Raw genomic sequence first — 21,299 nt, forward strand, 5'->3', positions numbered from 1 at the left:
GGGCGGCCATGCCATTCTCCAGCTAGCCCCGCAGCTCGGCGGCCTCCGCGCGGAGCTTCTCGCCCTTGGCGTACGCCTGCTCCTTCAGCCGGGCCTGGAACTCCTCCATGCGCTCCCGCAGCTTCGCGTCCGACGCGGCGAGAATGCGTACGGCCAGGAGCCCCGCGTTGCGAGCGCCGCCCACCGCCACCGTGGCCACCGGCACCCCGGCGGGCATCTGGACGATCGACAGCAGGGAGTCCATCCCGTCGAGGTACTTCAGCGGCACCGGCACCCCGATCACCGGCAACGGCGTGACGGAGGCCAGCATCCCGGGCAGGTGCGCGGCCCCTCCGGCGCCGGCGATGATCACCTGGAGGCCGCGGGACGCGGCGCTGCGGCCGTACTCGATCATCTCGGCGGGCATGCGGTGCGCCGAGACCACGTCCGCCTCGAAGGGCACGCCGAACTCCGCGACGGCCTCCGCGGCGGCCTTCATGACCGGCCAGTCGGAGTCGCTGCCCATCACGATGCCCACGCTCATGTGTACTCCCCGGTGGTGAGGTAGACGGCGGCGTGGCGGGCGCGGGCGCGGACCTCTTCGAGGTTGGAGCCGAGGGCCGTCACGTGGCCGATCTTGCGGCCGGGGCGCACCTCCTTGCCGTAGAAGTGCAGCTTGATGCCCGGATCGTGGGCCAGCACGTGCTCATAGCGCTTGAACAGGTCGGGCTCCTCGCCCCCGAGCAGGTTGGCCATGACGACGACCTGGGCGGTCATCTTGGGCGAACCGAGCGGCAGGTCCAGCACCGCCCTCAGATGCTGCTCGAACTGCGACGTCGTCGAGCCCTCGATCGTCCAGTGGCCGCTGTTGTGCGGGCGCATGGCCAGCTCGTTGACCACGAGCCCGTTAGGGGTGTCGAACAGCTCCACCGCGAGCAGCCCGGTCACACCCAGCTCGTGGGCGATCTTCAGGCCGATGCGCTGCGCCTGCGCCGCCTCCTCGGGGTCCAGCCGGGGAGCGGGCGCGATGACCTCCACGCAGATGCCGTCCTGCTGGACGGTCTCCACGACCGGGTAGCTGACGCCCTGCCCGTGCGGCGAGCGGGCCACCAGCACCGCGAGCTCCCGCTCGAACGGCACGAACGCCTCGGCGAGCAGCTCGACCCCGGTCGCGAACGCCTCCGCGACCTCCTCCGGGGACCGGCACACCCACACGCCGCGGCCGTCGTAGCCGCCGCGCACCGACTTCAGCACCACGGGCCAGCCGTGCTCGCCCGCGAAGCGCTCGGCCTCCTCGGCCGACGACACGCGTGCCCAGGCCGGGCAGGGCACGCCGACCGCGCTGAGCCGCTCGCGCATGACCGCCTTGTCCTGGGCGTGCACGAGCGCGTCGGCGCCGGGGTGCACCGCGTGGCCGGCGTCGGCCAGAGCCCGGATGTGCTCGGTCGGGACGTGTTCGTGGTCGAACGTGATCGCGGCGCAGCCCTTGGCGAATTCGCGTAGATCGTCGAGATCGCGGTAGTCTCCGATGCGCGTGTCGACGATCACCCGTGCGGCGCTCTCCTCAGGGGTGTTGGCCAGCACTCGCAGCTCGACACCCAGCGCGATGGCCGGTGGCTGCGACATCCTGGCCAGCTGACCCGCGCCGACGATGCCGACGACCGGTCCGATGGGGCTGTAGGAACTCACGCCAGGTGAGCTTACCGGGACGGAACGACTTTCCCGGACGCTCCGGGCTGGGCGGCCGTTCCGGGTCGCCTTCGCAGGCACGACCGCCCAGCGCTCTGCCCCGCCCGCATGCCGGATGGCGCGGGAGGATGCAACGTAGCGTAATGCCCATCTTTCGTAATGCCGGGGCATAAAGCGGTATTTCTAAGCAGGATGTTCGCGAGGCTGATATCGACCCTACATCCTGACCGGTACGCTGAGAGGATCCGGCACAGCGAAGGAAGGGACCGAGCGGAGACGTGAATTTCGTTGGACGCCTCTATGAGCGGTTCGCCTCGCTGGTCTACGAGCTCGCCAAGTTCGGCAGCATCGGGGCCATCGCCTTCCTGATCGACTTCGGCCTGCTCAACCTCTGCAACGTCGTGCTGGACTGGGGCCCGCTGACGTCGAAGGTCGTGGCGACGACGGTCTCCACGACGTTCGCCTACCTCGGCAACCGCTACTGGACCTTCCGGCACCGCGAGCAGAACGGGCTGGGGCGCGAATACTTCCTGTTCTTCCTGCTCAACGGCATCGCACTGCTGTTCGGCATGCTGGCGATCGGCTTCACCACCTACACGCTGGGCCTGGACGACCCGCTCAGCTTCAACATCGCCAACATCGTGGGCGTCGGGCTCGGCACGCTCTTCCGTTACTGGTCGTACAAGAAGTGGGTGTTCCTGGAGGCCACCGAGCCGATCCCGGTGGAGCTGCCCGAGGCCGGGGTCAAGCAGGACCGCTGACCACCCGGTTCCTGCTGCCGTCGTCCTCCGCCGGGCGCAGGAAGATGGCGAACGTGGCGGGGCGGCGCCGTATCAGCTCCAACCGGCCGCCGTCGGCGGCGGCCAGCGCGCGGGCGAGCGTCAGGCCCAGGCCGGTGCCTCCGCCGCCGCTGACGTTCCGCTCGAAGATCTTGGGTGCTATCTCGTCGGCGATCCCCGGGCCCTCGTCGGCCACCTCGATCACCACGTAGTTGTCGCCGCTGGTGACGGTGACGGTGACGGCGCCGCCGCCGTGGCGCAGTGAGTTCTCCAGCAGGGAGGCGATCACCTGGCCGAATCCGCCGGTGGTGGCCATCGCCTTCAGCCCGCGCCCGCCCTCCAGGCGCAGGATGCGGCCGGCGTCCCTGAACACCGGCTCCCACTCCCTGACCTGCTGGATGAGGACCTCGTCGACGGCGATCGGCTCGGCCTGGGCGTGGCGCTGACGCCGGGCCGCGGCCAGCAGCTCGTCGATCACGGCGGTGAGCCGCTCCGCCTGTACGATCGCCGCCTCGCCCTCCTCGCGTACGACTTCGGGCTCGTTCGCGGCGGACACGATCTCCTCAAGGCGCATGGTGAGACCGGTCAAGGGCGTGCGGAGCTGGTGGGAGGCGTCGGTGGCGAACTCGCGCTCGCGCGTGAGCAGGTCGGAGATGCGGGTGGCGCTGCGGTCGAGCACCTGTGCCACCCGGTCCAGCTCAGGTATGCCGTACCGGTGTTTGCTCGGCCGCGCGTCGCCCGACCCCAGCCGTTCGGCGATCTTCGCCAGGTCCTGCAGGGGCAGCGTCAGCCTCCGGGACTGTACGACGGCCAGGCTCACGGCCACCGCAAGGGCGGCACCTGCCAGGGCGACGATGAGCATGAGGCGAGCCCGCACATCCTGCTCGACCTTGTCCCTGTCGCGACTTATCCGGACGTAGACGCCGGTGTTGGTCTGCGCGTCCTCTGTCATGAGGTGACCGGACGGCGGAGCGGTGCCGACCACGGTCACCCGGAGGGGGGTTCCGCGCTCCCATATCTGTATGTACCGGCCCGGATATTTCTGTTCCAGCTGCTGAGGGTCGAGTGGTGTCTCCTGAACACGGGCATACTCGACCTCTCCCACGAGGCGCTTGGCCTCCGCCCCGAGCTCCTGAGCCGCCTCGTCGACGATGAGGCGGCTGACGACGACGCCCAGGGGGACCCCCAGCAGCAGGACCGCGATGACCGCGACCAGCAGCGTGGAGGAGAGCAGTCGGCGGCGCATCTCCTACTCGCGCTCGAACCGGAAGCCGACTCCCCGGACGGTGGTGATGTAACGGGGCTTCGCGGCATCGTCGCCGAGCTTGCGACGCAGCCAGGAGATGTGCATGTCGAGTGTCTTGGTCGAACCCCACCAGTTCGTGTCCCAGACCTCGCGCATGATCTGCTCGCGGGTGACGACCTTTCCGGCGTCACGTACGAGCACACGCAGGAGGTCGAACTCCTTGGTCGTCAGGTGCAGCTCCTTGTCTCCCATCCACGCACGACGCGAATCGGCGTCGATGCGCACGCCCTGGACGACGGGAGTCTCGGAGGTCCCGCGGCGAAGCAGCGCCCGTACCCGGGCGAGCAGCTCGGCCAGCCTGAACGGTTTGGTCACGTAGTCGTCCGCGCCGGCGTCGAGTCCGACGACCGTGTCGACCTCGTCGACGCGGGCGGTGAGTATGAGAACAGGGGTGCCGTGCCCCTCGGCCCGGATCCGGCGGGCCACCTCCAGCCCGTCCATTTCGGGCAATCCAAGATCAAGTACGATGAGGTCGATGCCGCCCGACAGAGCACGCTCCAGGGCTTGCGGGCCGTCGGGGCTCACCTCAACCTGGTAGCCCTCGCGGCGTAGCGCACGCGCGAGCGGCTCCGAGATCGAGGTGTCATCCTCGGCGAGAAGTACGCAGGTCATGAAGCGATCGTAGGACCTTAGGCGATCGTTTCCCGGGCACAGCGCCGGGTTTGACTCGTCGTTGACCTATCCATTGACCTGGGCAAACGCGGCTAAATATCGGTTAGTCCGGATTAAATTACCGCTGTTGGAGCGCCAGCCGAGAGGCACCGATCATGGCATTCCCGTTCCGCGCCATGAGCAACGCTCCGCGGCCGATCAGAACAAAAAGGGAATTGCGCGCGTCTCAGTGATCAACAGTTCGCAGAAAGGTCATAGACGTGGTCGCAATCTCCAAGAAACTCCTCGCCGTCACCGCCACCGCCGCCGTGGCGCTGTCCCTGGCCGCCGCTCCAGCCTCCGCGGCGAGCAGCAGATCGCGCTTGATGAACGCCGCCACCGGGCTCTGTCTGGCCGTGGGCAAGAGCGAGGTGAAGGCCGGCAAGAAGGTCATCCAGTGGACGTGCTCCACCAACAAGGACCAGCAGTGGATCTACAAGGGCCGCAAGCTCGTCAACGCCAAGACCGGCATGTGCCTGGCGATCGCGCGTGGCGTCCAGGTCAAGGGCAAGTACGCGATCCAGTGGCCGTGCACCGACGGCGGGGCCGAGCAGGAGTGGATCTACGACAACCAGCACCTGCGGAACCAGGCCACCGGGATGTGCCTGGCCGTCGGCAAGGGCGAGCGCAAGCCGGGCAAGTGGATCATCCAGTGGACCTGCCGGAACATCACCGACCAGAGCTGGATCATGCGCTAGAGCCGGCTCCGGGTGGGCTCCGGCAAGCCCACCCGATGGCCGTGGTCAGTCGTCGGACGACGGCGGCTCGGCGTAGCGGGCCAGGTACAGCTGCTCACCCAGGCTCCGGATGAGGCTGAGCTCCGTCTCCAGGTAGTCGATGTGCGATTCCTCGTCCTCCAGGATCTCCTCGAAGATCCGGGCCGAGGTGATGTCGCCCTTCTCGCGCATGAGCGCGATCGCCGGGCGCAGGCGCTGCACGACGGAGAGCTCGACCTCAAGGTCCGCCCTGAGCTGCTCCTCGACGGTCTGCCCGATGTGCAGGGTCCCCAGACGCTGGTAATTGGGCAGGCCTTCGAGGAAGAGGATGCGATCGGTGAGGCGCTCGGCGTGGCGCATCTCGTCGATCGACTCCGCGCGGGTGTGCTCGGCGAGTTTGGTGTATCCCCAGTTCTCCTGCATCTTGGCGTGGAGGAAGTACTGGTTGATCGCGGTGAGCTCGGCGGTCAGCTGTTCGTTGAGCAACTCGATGATCTGCTTGTCGCCCTGCATGAAACGGGCCCCTTGCTATGCGGTCGTCAGTTCTTCAGACCTTTTCAGCATTGCACAGATCTTCCGTACACATCGGGCACAGTCCCCACCAGCACCTGTAGTGTCGCGAATCTGCTTCGCGCTCTTGGCCCCGGCAGCGATGCAGTCGTGCACCTCGTTCTCCGTCACAGCACGACAAATGCACACGTACATCCGGTGGCAGGCCTCTCGACAAGCAGCAACAACAAAGGTTAGGCACACCTAAGGTAGCTCACTTTGGTAAGGCTTGCCTACGTTAGCTAGGCCACACTCTGCTATCCACCCCGGGTGATCCATTCCTCCAGGTGAGGGCCCTCCGCGCCGATCGTGGTCGAGTCGCCGTGTCCCGTGTGCACGACGGTCTCGGGAGGCAGCGTCAGCAGCCGCTCCCGGATCGACTCGATGATCGTGTCGAACGAGCTGTACGACCGGCCGGTCGCCCCGGGCCCGCCCTTGAAGAGCGTGTCGCCGCTGAACAGGGCACCGAGGTCCGGCGCGTACAGGCACACCGCCCCGGGCGAGTGGCCCGGCGTGTGGAGCACCTCCAGCGCGATCCCGCCCACCTCGATCTTGTCCCCGTCGGCCAGCGGCTCGTACGGCACCGCGTCGCTGTACTGCTGCTCCCACAGCACCTGGTCGGCGGGGTGGAGCCGGATCGGCGCGCCGGTGCGGTCGGCGAGCGGCTTGGCGGCGTTGATGTGGTCGTTGTGCGCATGGGTGCACACGACGGCCTTGACCGTGCGCCCGCCCACCCGCTCGGCGATCCGCCCGGCGTCGTGCGCGGCGTCGATGATGAGGACCTCGCGGGCGTCGCCGACCAGCCAGACGTTGTTGTCGACGTCCCAGGTGCCGCCGTCCAGCGAGAACGTGCCCGAGGTGACGACTCTGTCGATCATCTAGAACTTCACCACCGAGCGCAGCACCTCGCCGCGGTGCATCTTCGCGAACGCCTCCTCGACCTGGTCGAGCACGATCGTCTCGGTGACGAACCTGTCCAGCGGCAGCCTGTCCTGCAGGAACAGGTCGATGAGCATCGGGAAGTCACGCGAGGGCAGGCAGTCGCCGTACCAGGAGGACTTGAGCGAGCCGCCGCGGCCGAAGACGTCGAGGAGCGGGAGCTCGAGCTTCATCTCAGGGGTGGGGACGCCGACCAGGACGACCGTGCCGGCCAGGTCGCGGGCGTAGAAGGCCTGCTCGTACGTCTCCGGCCGGCCCACGGCCTCGACGACCACGTCGGCGCCGAACCCGCCGGTCAGGTCCCGGATCGCCGCCACCGGGTCGTTCTCGCGGGAGTTGACGGTGTGGGTGGCGCCGAAGTCGCGCGCCCAGGCCAGCTTGCGGTCGTCCACGTCCACCGCGATGATCTTCGAGGCGCCGGCCAGCGCGGCGCCGAGGATCGCGGCGTTCCCCACGCCGCCGCAGCCGATGACGGCGACGGAGTCGCCCCGGCTCACCCCGCCGGTGTTGATCGCGGCGCCGAGACCCGCCATGACGCCGCAGCCCAGCAGCCCCGCCACCTTCGCGGGCGCCTCGGCGGAGACCTTGGTGCACTGCCCTGCGGCGACCAGCGTCTTCTCCAGGAACGCGCCGATGCCCAGCGCCGGGGAGAGCTCCGTGCCGTCCTTGAGCGTCATCTTCTGGGTGGCGTTGTGGGTGTTGAAGCAGTACCAGGGGCGGCCGCGCAGGCAGGCGCGGCACTGCCCGCACACCGCGCGCCAGTTGAGTATCACGAAGTCGCCGGGGGCCACGTCGGTGACGCCGGGGCCGACCGCCTCGACGACGCCCGCCGCCTCGTGCCCGAGCAGGAACGGGAAGTCGTCGTTGATCCCGCCCTCGCGATAGTGCAGGTCGGTGTGGCAGACCCCGCAGGCCTGCACGTTGACGACGGCCTCGCCTGGACCGGGGTCCGGCACCACGACCGTCTCTAGGGAAACTTCCTGGCCCTTGGCTCGGGCGATGACGCCCTGCACTTCGTACGGCATGGCAGCCATCTTGTGTCAGGAGGATGGTCTCCGCAAGACGTAGGGCTGTACCACGCCGAGCCCCCTCGCGGGACGACGTCTGATCTTGTGCAACTCGAACCCGTCGAGCCCCTCGGCCAGCGACGAGTCCGCCAGGATCGTGCCCGGCCTGGCGATGGCGGTGAGCCTGGCGGCCAGGTTGACGGTGGTGCCGAAGACGTCGCCCAGCATGGGCAGCACGGGCCCGTACGCCATGCCGACGCGCAGCTCGACGCCCGACTCGGCCAGCTCGAGCGCGATCTCCGCCGCCTGGGCCGCGGTCGGGGCGGTGAACAGCACCTCGTCGCCCAGCGTCTTGACCAGCCGGGCGCCGTGGGAGGCCACCACGTCGGAGGCGAGCGCCTCGAACCCCTCGACCAGCTCGGCCAGCTCCTTCTCGTCGAGCTCGCGGGAACGCCTGGTGAACGACACCAGATCCGCGAACCCCACCGCCATCGACACCCGGGTCGGCACCAGCTCGTCGTTGCCGTCGGCGATGGCCAGCAGCCGGGTGCCCGCGGCGGCGAGCTGGGCCCGCCAGACGTGGATCAGCACGTCCTCGAAGCCGGGCATCAGCTCCAGCGCTGCGTCGAGCACGTGGGCGAGGTCGTCCTCCGAGGGCTCCTGCGGCAGCATCGCGCCGATGATGATCTCGGCCTGCCACTGCGCCAGCCTGGCCGTGGTCTGGCCGAGCGCCCGGGCCATGCGGATGACCGTCTGCTCGTCGATGAGGCCGCTGTCGAGCATCCCGCGCACCCGCCGCAGCGCCTGGAGGTCGGCGTCGGTGAACGTCACTGCCTCGTCGGCCCGCTGCGCGAACCCGAGCGCCCGCCAGATGCGCTCGGCGAGCTCCTGAGGCACTCCTGCTTCGGCGGTGACCTGATCTTTTGTGAAGCGGGGCGACGCGCCGACGAGCAACCGCTCGATCTCCTCGGCGGTCGGCCTGCCGCGGCTCGGGCTGCTCACCTGTCAGTGACCGTCGATGTCGCCGTCGGAGGCGTCCTCGACGAGCCTGAACAGGTCGGTACGGACGTCCTGGATCCTCGGGATGTCACGCAGCACGATCTCGCCCCGGTCGCCCGCGGACTCGACGGTCAGCGTGCCGCAGCCGAGCAGGCGTTCGGGGAACGTCTGGTCGGAGCTGACCGTGTTGACCTTGGCGATCGGGATCTCGTCGGTCGACTTGTTGAGCACGCCCATGCTGATCGTGAAGCGGTGGGTGGTGAGCACGTAGCCGGTGTTCACCCAGCGCAGGTACGGCACGAGCGTGTAGATCGTCAGCAGGATGAGGCCGATGACGACGGCGGCGATCCTGGCGTAGAAGGCGTACTCCCACTCGCCGGGGATGAGGAACAGCGCCGCGCCGACTGCCCCGACGACGAGGACCAGCGCGAAGAAGGGGCCGATGAGCCGCTTCCAGTGGGGGTGGAAGGATCTGACGCGCTGCTCACCCTGCGTCAGATGGTGGTCGGGAAGGGTCATGGCCCAAATCGTCCCATCATCGCCGCCCGGCGGCCACGTTCATTCCGCTGTCCTTACATGTACGACATCTCCAGCGCTCAGCGTGTAGCGCTCGCCCTCCGACTCCACCTGCAGATGCCCGGACAGGTCGATCCCCGTGGCGAGCCCGGTCAGCGCCTGCCCGTTGGGCAGCTCCACCCTGACCCGCCGCCCGATCGTGGCGCTGACCGCCAGGTACGCCGAGCGCAGCCCCGACGCCTCCGGATCGCCGTCGGCCGCCGTCCACTCCCTGTAGTGGCTCTCGACCTCCCTGAGCACGGCCCTGAGCAGCGGGTCCCGGTCGACGCACGCGGCCTTCTCGACGGCCAGTGACGTGGCCGTCCCGGTGGGCAGCTCCTCCCGCGTGAGCGACACGTTCAGCCCCATGCCGACGACGACGGCGTCGTCGGCCCGCTCGGCCAGGATGCCGGCCAGCTTGCGCTCGCCGATCAGCAGGTCGTTGGGCCACTTGAGCCGCACGTCCACCTCTGCCACGCGGCGCACCGCCGAGGCGGCGGCGACGCCGTACAGGAGGGGCAGCCAGCCCTGCGTGGCGATCGGCGGCCGCGGCCTGAGCAGGATCGAGAACGTCAGGCCGGAACGCGGCGGCGCCGACCAGCTGCGCCCGAGCCGGCCGCGGCCCGCGAGCTGCGACTCCGCCACCAGCACCGTCCCCTCACCGGCGCCGCCGAGGGCGGAGGCGGCGAGGTCGGCGTTGGTGGAGCCGGTGCTCTCCACGACGGTGACGCCCGTCCACAGGGAGCCGGGGTGCACGAGCGCGCGGTTGAGCGCGGCCTCGGAGAGCGGCGGGCGTTCGAGGTCGGAATAGCGTGAGCCGGACATCCCCCTATCTTGGCAGGCAAGAGGAGGATGGAGAGATGAGCAAGCCTTTGGATCCGCGTAACTGGGCCTCCTGGCGGCCGTTCGGCATCGGGTTGCGCAAGCCGAACAACTATCTGGAGCTCTGGAAGGCGTTCAAGTCGGTCAAGGGCAACCGGCGCTATGCCTGGCGAATACTCAACCAGGGCACCTGTGACGGGTGCGCGCTGGGCACCCAGGGCATGCGTGACTGGACCATGGACGAGATCCATCTGTGCAACATCCGGCTGCGGCTGCTGCCCCTGAACACCATGCCCGCCCTGGACACGTCCCTTTTGGGCGACGTCTCGGGGCTCGCGGGCAAGAAGAGCGCCGAGCTCCGCGAGCTGGGGCGGTTGCCGTACCCGATGCTCCGCAGGCGGGGCGAGCCCGGCTTCACCCGGATCAGCTGGGACGAGGCGCTGCGCGTCGCCGCCGACGGCCTGCGTGACGCGCGCTTCGGCGCCTATCTGACCAGCCGCGGCATGCCGAACGAGAACTACTACGCGGCCCAGAAGGCCGTGCGCGCGCTCGGCACCAACAGCATCGACAACGCGGCGCGGATCTGCCACTCGCCCTCGACGGTGGCGCTGAAGCAGACCATCGGCGCCGCGGCCACCACCTGCTCGTACGCCGACTGGATCGGCTCCGACCTGATCGTGTTCATCGGCTCGAACCCGTCGAACAACCAGCCGGTCGCGATGAAGTACCTCTACCACGCCAAGAAGGCGGGCACGCGGATCGCGATGGTCAACGCCTACCGCGAGCCCGGCATGGACAAGTACTGGGTCCCGTCGAACGCCGAGTCCGCGCTGTTCGGCACGAAGATCACCGACGCTTTCTTCGGCGTGAACGTGGGCGGCGACATCGGCTTCCTCAACGGCGTGCTCAAGCACCTGATCGAGAACGGCTGGGTGGACAAGGAGTTCGTCGACCGGCGGACGTCGGGCTTCGAGGAGCTGCGCGCCGAGCTCGCGGGCCAGTCGTGGGAGGAGCTGGAGGCGCTTTCGGGGGCGTCCAGGGATGACATGTACCGCCTGGCCAGGCTGCTGGGCGAGGCGAAGTCGGCGGTGCTGGTGTGGTCGATGGGCATCACGCAGCACACGTACGGCGAGGACAACGTCCGCTCGATCGTGAACCTGGCGCTGGCCAGGGGCTTCGTGGGGCGCGACAAGTGCGGGCTGATGCCGATCAGGGGGCACAGCGGCGTGCAGGGCGGGGCGGAGATGGGCGCGTACGCGACCGGGCTGCCCGGCGGCCTGCCGATCACGCCAGAAAATGCCACGAAATTTACTGATATGTGGGGATTTGAGGTCCCGGACACGCCCGGCCTGACCGCGACCGACATGATCGACGCCGCACACACCGGCGATCTCGACGCGCTGGTGTCAAGCGGCGGCAACTTCCTGGAGGTCCTGCCCGACCCGGCCTACTGCCGCGAGGCCCTGTCGCGCCTCAGGCTCCGGGTGCACATCGACATCGTGCTGTCGTCGCAGATGCTGGTGCCGGGTGAGGGCGACGTGCTGCTGCTGCCCGCGCAGACCCGCTACGAGATGGTCGGCGGCGTGACCGAGACCTCCACCGAGCGGCGGGTCATCTTCTCCCCCGAGGTCGAGGGGCCGCGGATCGGCGAGGCGTGGCCGGAGTGGAAGATCTTCACGGAGCTGGCCGCCCGCACACGTCCCGAAATTTCGGCAAAAGTTGGCTTCACCGGCACCCCACAGATCCGCGCCGAGATCGAACAGGCGGTCCCCTTCTACCAGGGCATCGCCGGCCTGCGGAGGTTCGGCGACAACGTCCAGTACGGCGGGCGCCACCTGTTCGCCGACGGCCGCTTCCAGACCCCCGACGGGCTGGGCAGGTTCTCCGCCGTCAGGCTGCCCGCGCTGGAGCGCCCCGACGGCACGTTCATGGTGGCGACCAGGCGCGGCAAGCAGTTCAACAGCATGGTCCACGAGCGCCGCGACGGCTTCAACGGCGCGCCGCGCGAGGCCGTGCTGATGAGCGAGTACGACGCCGACCGCCTCGGCCTGCCCGACGGCGCCCCCGTCGAGCTTCGCTCCGGCGAACGCGCCTACCGGGGCAAGGTCCTGCGGGCCCCGCTGATGCCGGGCAACCTGCAGATCCACTGGCCGGAGGGCAACGTCCTGCTGGACGAGGCCCGCCGCTCGCCCGACGCGCGGATCCCCGACTACAACGCCCTCGTCACTGTGCGGCCCCTGTGACGACACGCCTGGGGCCAACCAGCCGCATCAGGATCACCGAGCTCTCCGGCTCCACCGCCAGGCAGCGCCGCGACGACCTGGCCACGGAGGAGCCGCTGGAGATCCGCCTCACCGCCGCCGACGGCACGCGCAAGACCGTGGCCATCACCATGCGCACCCCCGGGCACGACTTCGAGCTGGCCGCCGGGTTCCTGCACGGCGAGGGCCTGGTCGGCCCCGGCGGGATCGCGGCCATCGCGTACTGCGTCGACGAGGACGTCCCGCCCGAGGCCCGCTACAACACCGTGACGGTGCGCCTGCACGGCCCCATCCCCGACCTGCCCGCTCTCGACCGCCACTTCCTCACCTCGAGCGCCTGCGGCGTCTGCGGCTCGGCCGGCCTCGAGGTGCTGCACGACCGCTGCGAGCCGGTTCCCAGGGGCCCGCTGAAGCTCACCCCCGAGTTCCTGTACGCCCTCCCCGACCGGCTGAGGAAGGCGCAGGGCGGGTTCGGCAAGACGGGCGGGCTGCACGCGGCCGGGCTGTTCTCGGCCGCCGGGGAGCTGGTGGCGCTGCGGGAGGACGTGGGGCGGCACAACGCGGTGGACAAGCTGGCCGGCTGGGCGGCGCTGAGCGAACGGCTGCCGCTGGCCGAGCACGTGCTCATGGTCAGCGGGAGGACCAGCTACGAGATCATGCAGAAGGCCCTGGCGGCGGGCATCCCGGTCGTGTGCGCCGTGTCGGCGCCGTCGTCATTGGCGGTCGACCTGGCGAGGGAGTTCGGCATGACGCTGGTGGGCTTCCTGCGGGGCGAGCGCTGCAACATCTACGCGGGCGCGGAGCGGATTGTTGTGGAATGAATCGTTCCGTTCTGCTATTCTTGGAACAGAACGAACCGTTCCCCTGCTTCAAAGAGGAGCTTCCCGTGAGCATCCGCCCCTTCCGCATCGAGATCCCGCAGACCGACCTCGATGACCTCCAGGCCCGCCTCGCCCTGACCCGCTTCACGGACGAGATCGCCGGCGCCGACCAGGGCGTCAGCGTCGAGCGGGTGAAGCGCCTGGTCGGCTACTGGCGCGACGGGTTCGACTGGCGGGCGCAGGAGGCCAGGCTCAACGCGTACCCGCAGTTCACCACGGAGATCGACGGGCAGAACATCCACTTCATCCACGTACGCAACGAGAACCCCGACGCGCTGGCGCTGATCCTCACCCACGGCTGGCCCGGCACCCTCGTCGAGTACCTCGACGCCATCGAGCCCCTGTCGCGCCACTTCCACCTGGTCATCCCGTCGGTGCCCGGCTACGCATTCTCCGGCCCCACGCACGAGCTGGGGTGGAACAACCAGCGCATCGCCAGGGCGTGGGCCGAGCTGATGGCCCGGTTGGGCTACGAGCGCTACGGCGCGGTCGGGAACGACGGCGGCTCGATGATCTCGCCCGAGGTCGGCAGGTTCGACCCGGAGCATGTCGTGGGCGTGCACGTCACCCAGCTGTTCTCGTTCCCCTCAGGCGACCCGGCCGAGTTCGCGGACCTGAGCGAGGAGGATCAGGCGGGCCTGGCCGTGCTCGACTGGTTCTGGAAGGAGAAGGGCGCCTTCAACGTGCTGCACTCCCAGCAGCCGCAGACCCTCGCCCACGCCATCGCCGACTCCCCCGCCGGGCTGCTCGGCTGGCTGGCCCAGCTCTTCGACGAGGACCTGGACGACGACTTCGTCCTGACCAACGCCTCGATCCACTGGTTCACCGGGACGGCCGGGTCGGCGATCCGGCAGTACTGGGAGAACGCCCGCATGGAGCAGCCCAAGGAGCCCACCACCGTGCCGACGGCACTGGCGATGAGCGAGGGCGACTTCAAGTCGATCCGCCGCTTCGCCGAGCGCGACCACGCCAACATCGTGTCGTGGAAGACGCTGCCGGCCCCGGTGCACGGGCACTACGCCGCGCACACCGCGCCCGAGGTCGTCGCGTCCGACATCGTCGCCTTCTTCAAGGGCCTCGGTCAGTAGCCCCCTTCCCCCGCTCCTCCTGGACCCACCGCACTTCGGCTGGGGTCCCTTGGGGAAGACGATGCACTGGGCCCGGCCGAAGGGCGAAGGGGGCGGTGCGCCGCCACCCATCCCCTTCGGCCGACGGGCGGCGGCGCGAGGGCCTTGGCGGGCGGGTCAGCCGGTGTTCTGGAGGCCCGCCGCGACGCCGTTGACCGACAGCAGCAGGAGTGTGGACAGGCGCTCGCGCTCCTGCTCCGACGGGTTGCCGGTGCGCAGCGCGCGCAGGGCCCGCAGCTGCAGGTGCGACAGCGCGTCCACGTACGGGTCGCGGAGCTGGACGGCGCGCGAGAGCACCTTGCGGTTCTCCAGCAGCCGCGTGTGGCCCGTGACCTGCAGCACCAGCTCGCGGGTCCGGTCGTACTCCTCCAGCACCTGCCGGCTGAAGTCCTCCCGGCCGCCGAGCGCCAGGTAGCGCTTGGCGATCGAGCGGTCGGTCTTGGCCAGCGACATCTCCGCGTTGTCGAGCATCGCGTTGAACAGCGGCCACTCCGCGTACGCCGCACGCAGCTCGTCGAGGGAGCCGACCGAGGCCAGGCCGGTGCCGAGGCCGTACCAGCCGGGCAGGTTGACCCGCGTCTGCGCCCACGCGAACACCCACGGGATCGCCCGCAGGTCGTCGAGCGAGCGGGGCGCGCCGAGGCCGCGGCGCGCGGGGCGCGAGCCCAGGCGGAGCGTGCCGATCTCCTCCAGCGGGCTGACCAGCCCGAACCACTCGGGGAAGCCAGGGGCCTCGGTCAGCGCGCGGTACGCCTGCTCCGACGCCGTGGCCACCTGCTCGGCCAGGCCGCGGAAGCGCTCGGCGGCGGCCGCCGTACGGTCGCCGACGGTGGGCGAGGAGGCCAGCAGCACGGCGTTGGCCACCTGCTCCATGTGGCGGCGGGCGATCGCGATGTGGCCGTAGCGGGCGAAGATGACCTCGCCCTGCTCGGTGACCTTGAACCGGCCCGCGACCGAGCCGGGCGCCTGTGCCAGCACCGCTCGGTTGGCCGGGCCGCCGCCGCGCCCGAGCGCGCCGCCGCGGCCGTGGAACATGCGGAGCTTCACGTCGTGCTTGGCCGCCCAGGCGGTCAGCTCCTCCTGCGCCTCGTAGAGCCGGAGCGTGGCGGCGGCGGGACCGAGCTCCTTGGCCGAGTCGGAGTAGCCCAGCATGATCTCCATGCGCCGCCCGGTGGTCGCCAGCCGCGCCTGCACCTCCGGGATCTCGAGCATGCCGGTCAGCACGTCCGGCGAATTGGCGAGGTCCTGGCCCGACTCGAACAGCGGCACCACGTCGAGCACGGGAGCCCGGTCGCCGAGCGCGTGCCTGGCCAGCTCGTAGACGGCGGCGAGGTCGTCGGCCGAGCGGGTGAACGAGACCACGTAACGGGAGCAGGCCGTGACGCCGAACCTCTCCTGGATCCAGGCGATGACCCGGATCGTGGCCAGCACCTCCTCGGTGCGCTCCGACAGCTCGCCGCCGGCCCTGACCTCCTCCAGGGCCGCCGCGTGCACCTGGGAGTGCTGGCGCACCTCCAGCTCGGCCAGGTGGAAGCCGAACGTCTCCACCTGCCAGATGAGGTGCTGCAGCTCCCCGTACGCCTGCCGCGGCGTGGAGCCGGCCAGCGACTCCTGCGCCAGGCGGAGATCGGCCAGCAGCTCGGCGGGCGAGCGGTAGGCGAGGTCGAGGTCGCGGCGGCGGGTGGCGGCGATGCGCGTGGCCACGAACAGCAGCCACTGCCGGTGCGGCTCGCGCGGCGAGCGGGTGGCCAGCTCGGAGACCACGTCGGGGTAGGCGTCCACGGCGGCGGCCAGCGCCGACTTCAGCCCGGACGACGGCGGGGCGAGCTGGACGGAGGCGGTCAGCGTGCGGGCGATGCGCGCGCAGGCGGTCTCAAGGGCCGACAGCACGTGCTCGGACTGGATCTGGATGGTCTCGCGGGTCACCCTGGCCGTGACATTGGGGTTGCCGTCGCGGTCGCCGCCGATCCAGCTGCCGTACCGGATGAAGGGCCTGGCCTGCGGCGGGCGGGTGCCGGTGTGCTCGTCGAGCGCGGCGTCCAGCGAGCGGTAGACCTGGGGCACCATGCGGAACAACGTCTCGTCGAAGGCCGCCATGGCCGTGCGTACCTCGTCGAGCGGGTCGAGCTTGGTCGAGCGGAGCTGGGCCGTGCGCCACAGGAGGTCGATCTCCTCCAGCAGGCGGCGCTTGCTCTCGGAGCGCTCGGAGGCGCCCCGGCCCGGCGCGTTGTACTCGGTGAGCTGGCCGCTGATGCGCTGGATGGCGGTCACGACCGCGCGCCTGCGTGCCTCGGTGGGGTGCGCGGTGAGCACCGGGTGCAGCTCCAGGCCCTCGAGCAGCTCGGTGACGCGCTCGTGGCCCAGCTGCTGCACGGCCTGGGCCAGCGACTCGCGCTGCACCTTGCCCTCGGCGTCACGCTCGCGCAGCGTGCGGATGCGGTAGTGCTCCTCGGCGAGGTTGGCCAAGTGGAAATAGCAGGTGAACGCGCGGGCGACGGCCACCGCCCGCTCGATCTCCCAACCTTCGACCATGGCGGTGATCTCGTCGGCGGAGATCTCGCCTCTGCGTGCTGTGATGACGGCCTTGCGCAGCCGTTCGACGTCTGCCAGCAGGTCCTCACCGCCCTGCTCGGCAAGCACCTGGCCGAGCAGTTTGCCCAGCAGGCGCACATCATGGCGTAGCTCGTCCGGCATCTCGGTAACGGCGGCGCTGCGACGCTCGAACCCCTGGTCAATCATGTTTTGAAGGGTATCGACTCGTTCTGGGAAGCCGTAGACCGGTCTCGCCCATTGGACTAGACCACTCAACTACCTTTGGAAACAGCCCCCAGCAGCTCCGGCATCTTGGCGAATCCGAGCTTGGCGGCCAGCCGCCTGCCGAGTGTCTCGACCAGCAGTCCGTAGAACGGCGCCAGCGCGCACACCCAGAACCAGCCGAGCACCAGCGGCACCACGAACGGCAGCGACAGCAGAGCGATGCCGGCCGTGGCCGCCAGGGCCGAGGCGAACGCCTGCCCGCCCTGCCCGGGCGCGGCGCTGCTGAAGGCGTTCATGCGCTCGGGCACCGTGTACGGCACCACCACGCTCGTCACGGAGCCGACGCCGAGCCCGACCCCGAGCGCGCCCCATCCGGCCAGGGCCGCGGGGACGATCGAGGCGGGATGGCCGGTGAACAGGCTGGTGGCGACCGCGATCACGCCGAGCAGCGGCACGGCGATCAGCGCGTTGGCCAGGTGGCGGCCGGCCAGGTCGATGCCCAGGCCGCGTTCGGAGCCGAACGCGACGGCGTTCATCCACAGCGAGCGGCCGTCGATGCCGAACGCGTTGCCCGACTGCAGCGCGATCATCAGGGCGCCGAGGGAGGTGATCACGATCGACGCCCCTTCCCCGCTCCCGCTGTTCCTGGTGAACGAGAACGCCAGCACGGCGGTCACCACGATCGCGCTGAACCAGCCGACGCGGGACCTGGGCTCACGCCTGATGTACTTCAGCTCCTTGGTCACCACGGCCGCCAGCGGCCCGTCCGGCAGGAGCCGGTCGGTCAGACCGCTCTCCTTGCGTACGGAGGCGCCCTGGGTGGAGACGTCGGGCGTGACGAGGGCCCTGCTCAGCGCCTTGATCCACAGCCAGCCGAGCGCCACCACGAGCACGGCGACGAACGCCAGCTCGGCCAGCCCCACGAGGCCGCCGTCCGCCATCGCGTGCGCGGCCATGCCCGGCGGGGTCCACCTGAACACGGCCGCCACACCGGCCATCATCGCCGCCGGGTCGCCGAGCCCCCGGTTCATCACGAGGTTGGGCAGCTGCGCGAGCACCACCACGAGCAGCGCGGCCACGGCCAGCACGTCGCGGCCGCGCCGGCTGCGCAGCGCGCCGGAGAGCGAGGTGGTGATCAGCCGCGACGTCACCACGCAGAGCGCGAACTGCAGCAGCACGGCCGGCACCCCGAGCAGCACGCCGCCGACGCCGTTCGCCAGGCCGACCAGCGCGCCCGCCGTGACGATCAGCATGGCCGCCGGCCAGACGCCGGTCACGGACGCGGTGAACAGGCCGATCGCCAGCTCGCGCGTGCGCAGCGGGAGCAGCGACAGCTTCGCCGGGTCGAGCGTGTCGTCCAGGCCGAACGCGAGCAGCGGCACGATCATCCAGCTGATGAGGAACATCGTGAACGCGATGATCACGAGCTGGGCGGCGATGTCGTGGCTCGCCAGGCGGAGCAGGCTCATCAGGAGGAAGCCGAGCGCGGCCAGGCCGACGGCGGCGATCAGGGTGAAGACGAAGCCGAGCTTGCGCTGGACGTCGCCGCGCAGGTTGCCGGCCAATAACCGGAGCTTGAGCTGGGCGAAGAGGGCGACCGTGCTCATCGCTGTTCCTCCGGCCTGGCGCCGAGCCAGGTCAGACCGGCCTCGCCGTGGCCGCGGGGACCGCCGACCAGCTCCAGGAACGCCTGGTTGAGACTGCGCCCGCCGCGTACGTCCGCCAGCGGCCCCTGAGCCACGATGTGGCCGGCGCTCATCACCGACACCCAGTCGCACAGCCGCTCGACCAGGTCCATCACGTGGCTGGAGAAGATCACGGTCGAGCCGGACGCGGTGAAGCGCCGCAGCACGTCGGTGAGGGTGTTGGCGCTGACCGGGTCGACGCCCTCGAACGGCTCGTCGAGGAAGAGCACCGACGGGTTGTGCAGGAGCGCGGCGGCCAGGCCGATCTTCTTGCGCATGCCGGTGGAGTAGTCGACGACCAGCTTGTCGGCCGCGCCGTCCAGGTCCATCACGGCCAGCAGCTCGCTCGCGCGCTGCTCGACGTCGGCCTTGGGGATGCCGCGCAGCCGGCCGTTGTAGAGGAGCAGCTCGCGGCCCGACAGGCGCTCGAACAGCCGCAGCCCCTCCGGCAGCACGCCGATGCGGGTCTTGACCTCGACGGGGTCGCGCCAGACATCGAACCCGTCGATCTCGGCCGAGCCGCCGTCGGGACGGAGCAGACCGGTGATCATGCTCAGTGTGGTGGTCTTGCCCGCGCCGTTGGGCCCGACGAGCCCGGCGAAACTGCCCGCCGGGACCACGAGATCGACGCCCGCCACGGCGACCTGCGGCCCGTACCGCTTGAACAGCCCCTGCGTGCGAACCGCGTCCGTCATGGAATCAACTCTAGGAGGAGGACTAATCTTGCGCGCATGACCACAGCTGCGGAATCGATACCGGAACAGCCGGATATTCACACCACTGCTGGGAAAATCGCCGACCTTGAGCGGCGCCTCGACGAGGCCGCGCACGCGGGCTCCGCGGCCGCGGTGGACAAGCAGCACGCCAAGGGCAAGATGACCGCCAGGGAGCGGGTGCTCGCGCTGCTGGACGAGGGTTCGTTCGTGGAGTTCGACGAGTTCGCCAGGCACCGGTCCACGATGTTCGGGCTGGAGAAGCGGCGGCCGTACGGCGACGGCGTCATCACCGGGCACGGCACGGTCGACGGCCGGCAGGTGTGCGTGTTCTCTCAGGACGTGACCGTGTTCGGCGGCTCGCTCGGCGAGGTGTACGGCGAGAAGATCGTCAAGGTGCTGGACATGGCGATCAAGACCGGATGCCCGATCATCGGCATCAACGAGGGCGGCGGCGCGCGCATCCAGGAGGGCGTGGTCGCGCTCGGCCTCTACGCGGAGATCTTCAAGCGCAACGTGCACGCGTCCGGCGTGATCCCGCAGATCTCGCTCATCATGGGCGCCGCGGCCGGCGGGCACGTCTACTCCCCCGCGCTGACCGACTTCGTCGTGATGGTGGATCAGACGTCCCACATGTTCATCACGGGGCCCGACGTGATCAAGACGGTGACGGGCGAGGAGGTCACGTTCGAGGAGCTCGGCGGGGCCCACGCGCACAACACGAAGTCGGGCGTGGCCCACTACCAGGCCGCCGACGAGCAGGACGCGCTGGAGTACGTGAAGGCGCTGCTGTCGTACCTGCCGTCGAACAATCTGGACGAGGCCCCGATCTTCGAGGCCGCCGCCGACCTGGAGCCCGATCCGGAGCTCGACGAGCTGATCCCCGACTCGGCCAACCAGCCGTACGACATGCACCGGGTGATCGAGCACGTGCTGGACGACGGGGAGTTCCTGGAGGTCCACGCGCTGTTCGCGCCCAACGTCGTGGTGGGGTACGGCCGCCTGGACGGCCAGCCGGTCGGCGTCGTGGCCAACCAGCCCATGCATTTCGCGGGATGTCTGGATATCAATGCATCGGAGAAGGCCGCCAGATTTATACGAACATGTGATGCCTTTAATATTCCTATACTGACTTTTGTGGATGTGCCGGGATTCCTTCCTGGGACCGATCAGGAATGGAACGGAATCATCCGCCGGGGCGCCAAGCTCCTCTACGCCTACGCCGAGGCCACCGTGCCGCTCATCACGGTGATCACGCGCAAGGCGTACGGCGGCGCGTACGACGTCATGGGCTCCAAGCACCTCGGCGCGGACGTCAACCTGGCCTGGCCGACCGCCCAGATCGCGGTCATGGGCGCACAGGGCGCGGTCAACATCCTCTACCGGCGCGAGCTGGCCGCGTCCGCGGACCCCGAGGCCGAGCGCGCGCGGCTCGTCACCGAGTACGAGGACACGCTGGCGAACCCCTATATCGCGGCGGAGCGCGGCTACGTGGACGCGGTGATCCGGCCGGCCGAAACCCGGTCCCAGGTTGTGCGGGCGCTGCGGGCGCTCAGGAACAAGCGGGCGACGCTCCCGCCGAAGAAGCATGGGAACATCCCGCTATGACGGCAGATCTGCGAATTGTCCGAGGCGACGCCACGCCCGAAGAGATCGCGGCGTTGGTGGCCGTACTCGCGGCACGACAGGGCTCCCGGACCGAACCGGAGAAGTCTCCAGTACCGCAAAGACAAACGTGGCGAAACCCAGCCAGAGGTATGCGTAAGCCTGTCGTCCCAGGGAAGTCGGCTTGGCGGGTGAGCGCACTACCCTAGATAGATCCTGGGAAACGGGTGTCAAGCACCCCGGGAGTTGGGACTATCTAGAGAAAGTAGGCGTATATAG

Annotated in this window: 21 protein-coding genes; 7 read left to right on the forward strand and 14 right to left on the reverse strand. The window is 69.6% G+C overall.

The window, feature by feature from the left end; translation table 11 throughout:
• Nucleotides 1-22: 22 nt before the first annotated feature.
• Nucleotides 23-523 (reverse strand): 5-(carboxyamino)imidazole ribonucleotide mutase, encoded by a 501-nt coding sequence (gene purE, locus ABD830_RS34000; protein WP_344996850.1) that lies wholly within the window; start codon nt 521-523, stop codon nt 23-25.
• Nucleotides 520-1,668 (reverse strand): 5-(carboxyamino)imidazole ribonucleotide synthase, encoded by a 1,149-nt coding sequence (locus tag ABD830_RS34005; RefSeq protein WP_344996853.1) that lies wholly within the window; start codon nt 1,666-1,668, stop codon nt 520-522. The genes purE and ABD830_RS34005 overlap by 4 nt, the downstream gene beginning before the upstream one ends.
• Before the next feature lie 278 nt (nt 1,669-1,946).
• On the opposite strand from ABD830_RS34005, the gene ABD830_RS34010 reads away from it, so the two are divergent.
• Nucleotides 1,947-2,429 (forward strand): GtrA family protein, encoded by a 483-nt coding sequence (locus tag ABD830_RS34010; protein WP_344996855.1) that lies wholly within the window; start codon nt 1,947-1,949, stop codon nt 2,427-2,429.
• On the opposite strand, the gene ABD830_RS34015 is transcribed toward ABD830_RS34010, so the two are convergent.
• On the reverse strand, nt 2,413-3,693 hold the full coding sequence (locus ABD830_RS34015; protein ID WP_344996858.1) for an ATP-binding protein: 1,281 nt from the start codon (nt 3,691-3,693) through the stop codon (nt 2,413-2,415). The genes ABD830_RS34010 and ABD830_RS34015 overlap by 17 nt on opposite strands.
• A gap of 3 nt (nt 3,694-3,696) precedes the next feature.
• The gene (locus ABD830_RS34020; protein ID WP_012888073.1) at nt 3,697-4,365 is read right to left on the reverse strand and encodes a response regulator transcription factor; all 669 of its coding nucleotides are present in this window, start codon (nt 4,363-4,365) and stop codon (nt 3,697-3,699) included.
• 260 nt (nt 4,366-4,625) lie between these two features.
• Between ABD830_RS34020 and ABD830_RS34025 the strand changes: the two genes are divergently transcribed.
• Nucleotides 4,626-5,102: an RICIN domain-containing protein gene (locus ABD830_RS34025; protein ID WP_344996861.1), complete on the forward strand. Its 477-nt coding sequence runs from the start codon at nt 4,626-4,628 to the stop codon at nt 5,100-5,102.
• A gap of 45 nt (nt 5,103-5,147) precedes the next feature.
• Here the strand turns inward: ABD830_RS34025 and bfr are convergent, their stop codons facing one another.
• From bfr to ABD830_RS34060, 7 genes are all read right to left on the reverse strand, one after another.
• The gene (bfr, locus tag ABD830_RS34030) at nt 5,148-5,633 is read right to left on the reverse strand and encodes a bacterioferritin (RefSeq protein WP_344996864.1); all 486 of its coding nucleotides are present in this window, start codon (nt 5,631-5,633) and stop codon (nt 5,148-5,150) included.
• A 15-nt stretch (nt 5,634-5,648) separates the two neighbouring features.
• Entirely contained in the window at nt 5,649-5,825 is a 177-nt protein-coding gene (locus ABD830_RS34035) for a (2Fe-2S)-binding protein (protein WP_345002194.1), read from the reverse strand.
• A gap of 101 nt (nt 5,826-5,926) precedes the next feature.
• Nucleotides 5,927-6,547: an MBL fold metallo-hydrolase gene (locus ABD830_RS34040; RefSeq protein ID WP_344996866.1), complete on the reverse strand. Its 621-nt coding sequence runs from the start codon at nt 6,545-6,547 to the stop codon at nt 5,927-5,929.
• Nucleotides 6,548-7,633, reverse strand: a complete 1,086-nt coding sequence (locus ABD830_RS34045; RefSeq protein WP_344996868.1) for an S-(hydroxymethyl)mycothiol dehydrogenase — start codon at nt 7,631-7,633, stop codon at nt 6,548-6,550. It abuts the gene before it with no gap.
• 15 nt (nt 7,634-7,648) lie between these two features.
• Nucleotides 7,649-8,617 carry an adenylate/guanylate cyclase domain-containing protein gene (locus ABD830_RS34050; protein ID WP_344996874.1) on the reverse strand — a complete coding sequence of 323 codons (969 nt, stop codon included), beginning with the start codon at nt 8,615-8,617 and terminating at the stop codon, nt 7,649-7,651.
• Between the two features lie 3 nt (nt 8,618-8,620).
• On the reverse strand, nt 8,621-9,133 hold the full coding sequence (locus ABD830_RS34055) for a PH domain-containing protein (RefSeq protein WP_344996877.1): 513 nt from the start codon (nt 9,131-9,133) through the stop codon (nt 8,621-8,623).
• Nucleotides 9,134-9,172: 39 nt separating this feature from the next.
• The gene (locus ABD830_RS34060) at nt 9,173-9,994 is read right to left on the reverse strand and encodes a biotin--[acetyl-CoA-carboxylase] ligase (protein ID WP_344996880.1); all 822 of its coding nucleotides are present in this window, start codon (nt 9,992-9,994) and stop codon (nt 9,173-9,175) included.
• 35 nt (nt 9,995-10,029) lie between these two features.
• On the opposite strand from ABD830_RS34060, the gene ABD830_RS34065 reads away from it, so the two are divergent.
• The 3 genes from ABD830_RS34065 to ABD830_RS34075 all read left to right on the forward strand — a co-directional run bounded on the left by ABD830_RS34065 (nt 10,030) and on the right by ABD830_RS34075 (nt 14,221).
• Nucleotides 10,030-12,234: an FdhF/YdeP family oxidoreductase gene (locus tag ABD830_RS34065; RefSeq protein ID WP_344996883.1), complete on the forward strand. Its 2,205-nt coding sequence runs from the start codon at nt 10,030-10,032 to the stop codon at nt 12,232-12,234.
• Nucleotides 12,231-13,073, forward strand: coding sequence for a formate dehydrogenase accessory sulfurtransferase FdhD (gene fdhD, locus ABD830_RS34070; RefSeq protein WP_344996886.1), 843 nt, complete (start codon nt 12,231-12,233; stop codon nt 13,071-13,073). The genes ABD830_RS34065 and fdhD overlap by 4 nt, the downstream gene beginning before the upstream one ends.
• 65 nt (nt 13,074-13,138) lie before the next feature.
• Entirely contained in the window at nt 13,139-14,221 is a 1,083-nt protein-coding gene (locus ABD830_RS34075; RefSeq protein WP_344996889.1) for an epoxide hydrolase family protein, read from the forward strand.
• Nucleotides 14,222-14,377: 156 nt separating this feature from the next.
• Here ABD830_RS34075 and ABD830_RS34080 read toward each other — a convergent pair whose 3' ends face one another.
• The 3 genes from ABD830_RS34080 to ABD830_RS34090 form a co-directional block, all read right to left on the reverse strand.
• Entirely contained in the window at nt 14,378-16,999 is a 2,622-nt protein-coding gene (locus ABD830_RS34080; protein ID WP_344996892.1) for a phosphoenolpyruvate carboxylase, read from the reverse strand.
• Between the two features lie 65 nt (nt 17,000-17,064).
• On the reverse strand, nt 17,065-18,624 hold the full coding sequence (locus ABD830_RS34085) for a hypothetical protein (protein ID WP_344996895.1): 1,560 nt from the start codon (nt 18,622-18,624) through the stop codon (nt 17,065-17,067).
• A complete protein-coding gene (locus tag ABD830_RS34090) occupies nt 18,621-19,397 on the reverse strand; it encodes an ABC transporter ATP-binding protein (RefSeq protein ID WP_344996899.1) in 777 nt (258 codons plus the stop codon). The genes ABD830_RS34085 and ABD830_RS34090 overlap by 4 nt, the downstream gene beginning before the upstream one ends.
• 36 nt (nt 19,398-19,433) lie before the next feature.
• On the opposite strand from ABD830_RS34090, the gene ABD830_RS34095 reads away from it, so the two are divergent.
• Nucleotides 19,434-21,023, forward strand: a complete 1,590-nt coding sequence (locus ABD830_RS34095) for an acyl-CoA carboxylase subunit beta (protein WP_344996902.1) — start codon at nt 19,434-19,436, stop codon at nt 21,021-21,023.
• Nucleotides 21,020-21,229: an acyl-CoA carboxylase subunit epsilon gene (locus tag ABD830_RS34100; protein WP_344996905.1), complete on the forward strand. Its 210-nt coding sequence runs from the start codon at nt 21,020-21,022 to the stop codon at nt 21,227-21,229. Before ABD830_RS34095 ends, ABD830_RS34100 begins: the two co-directional genes overlap by 4 nt.
• Nucleotides 21,230-21,299: the final 70 nt, after the last annotated feature.

This window comes from Nonomuraea helvata (assembly GCF_039535785.1).
GTDB lineage: Bacteria > Actinomycetota > Actinomycetes > Streptosporangiales > Streptosporangiaceae > Nonomuraea > Nonomuraea helvata.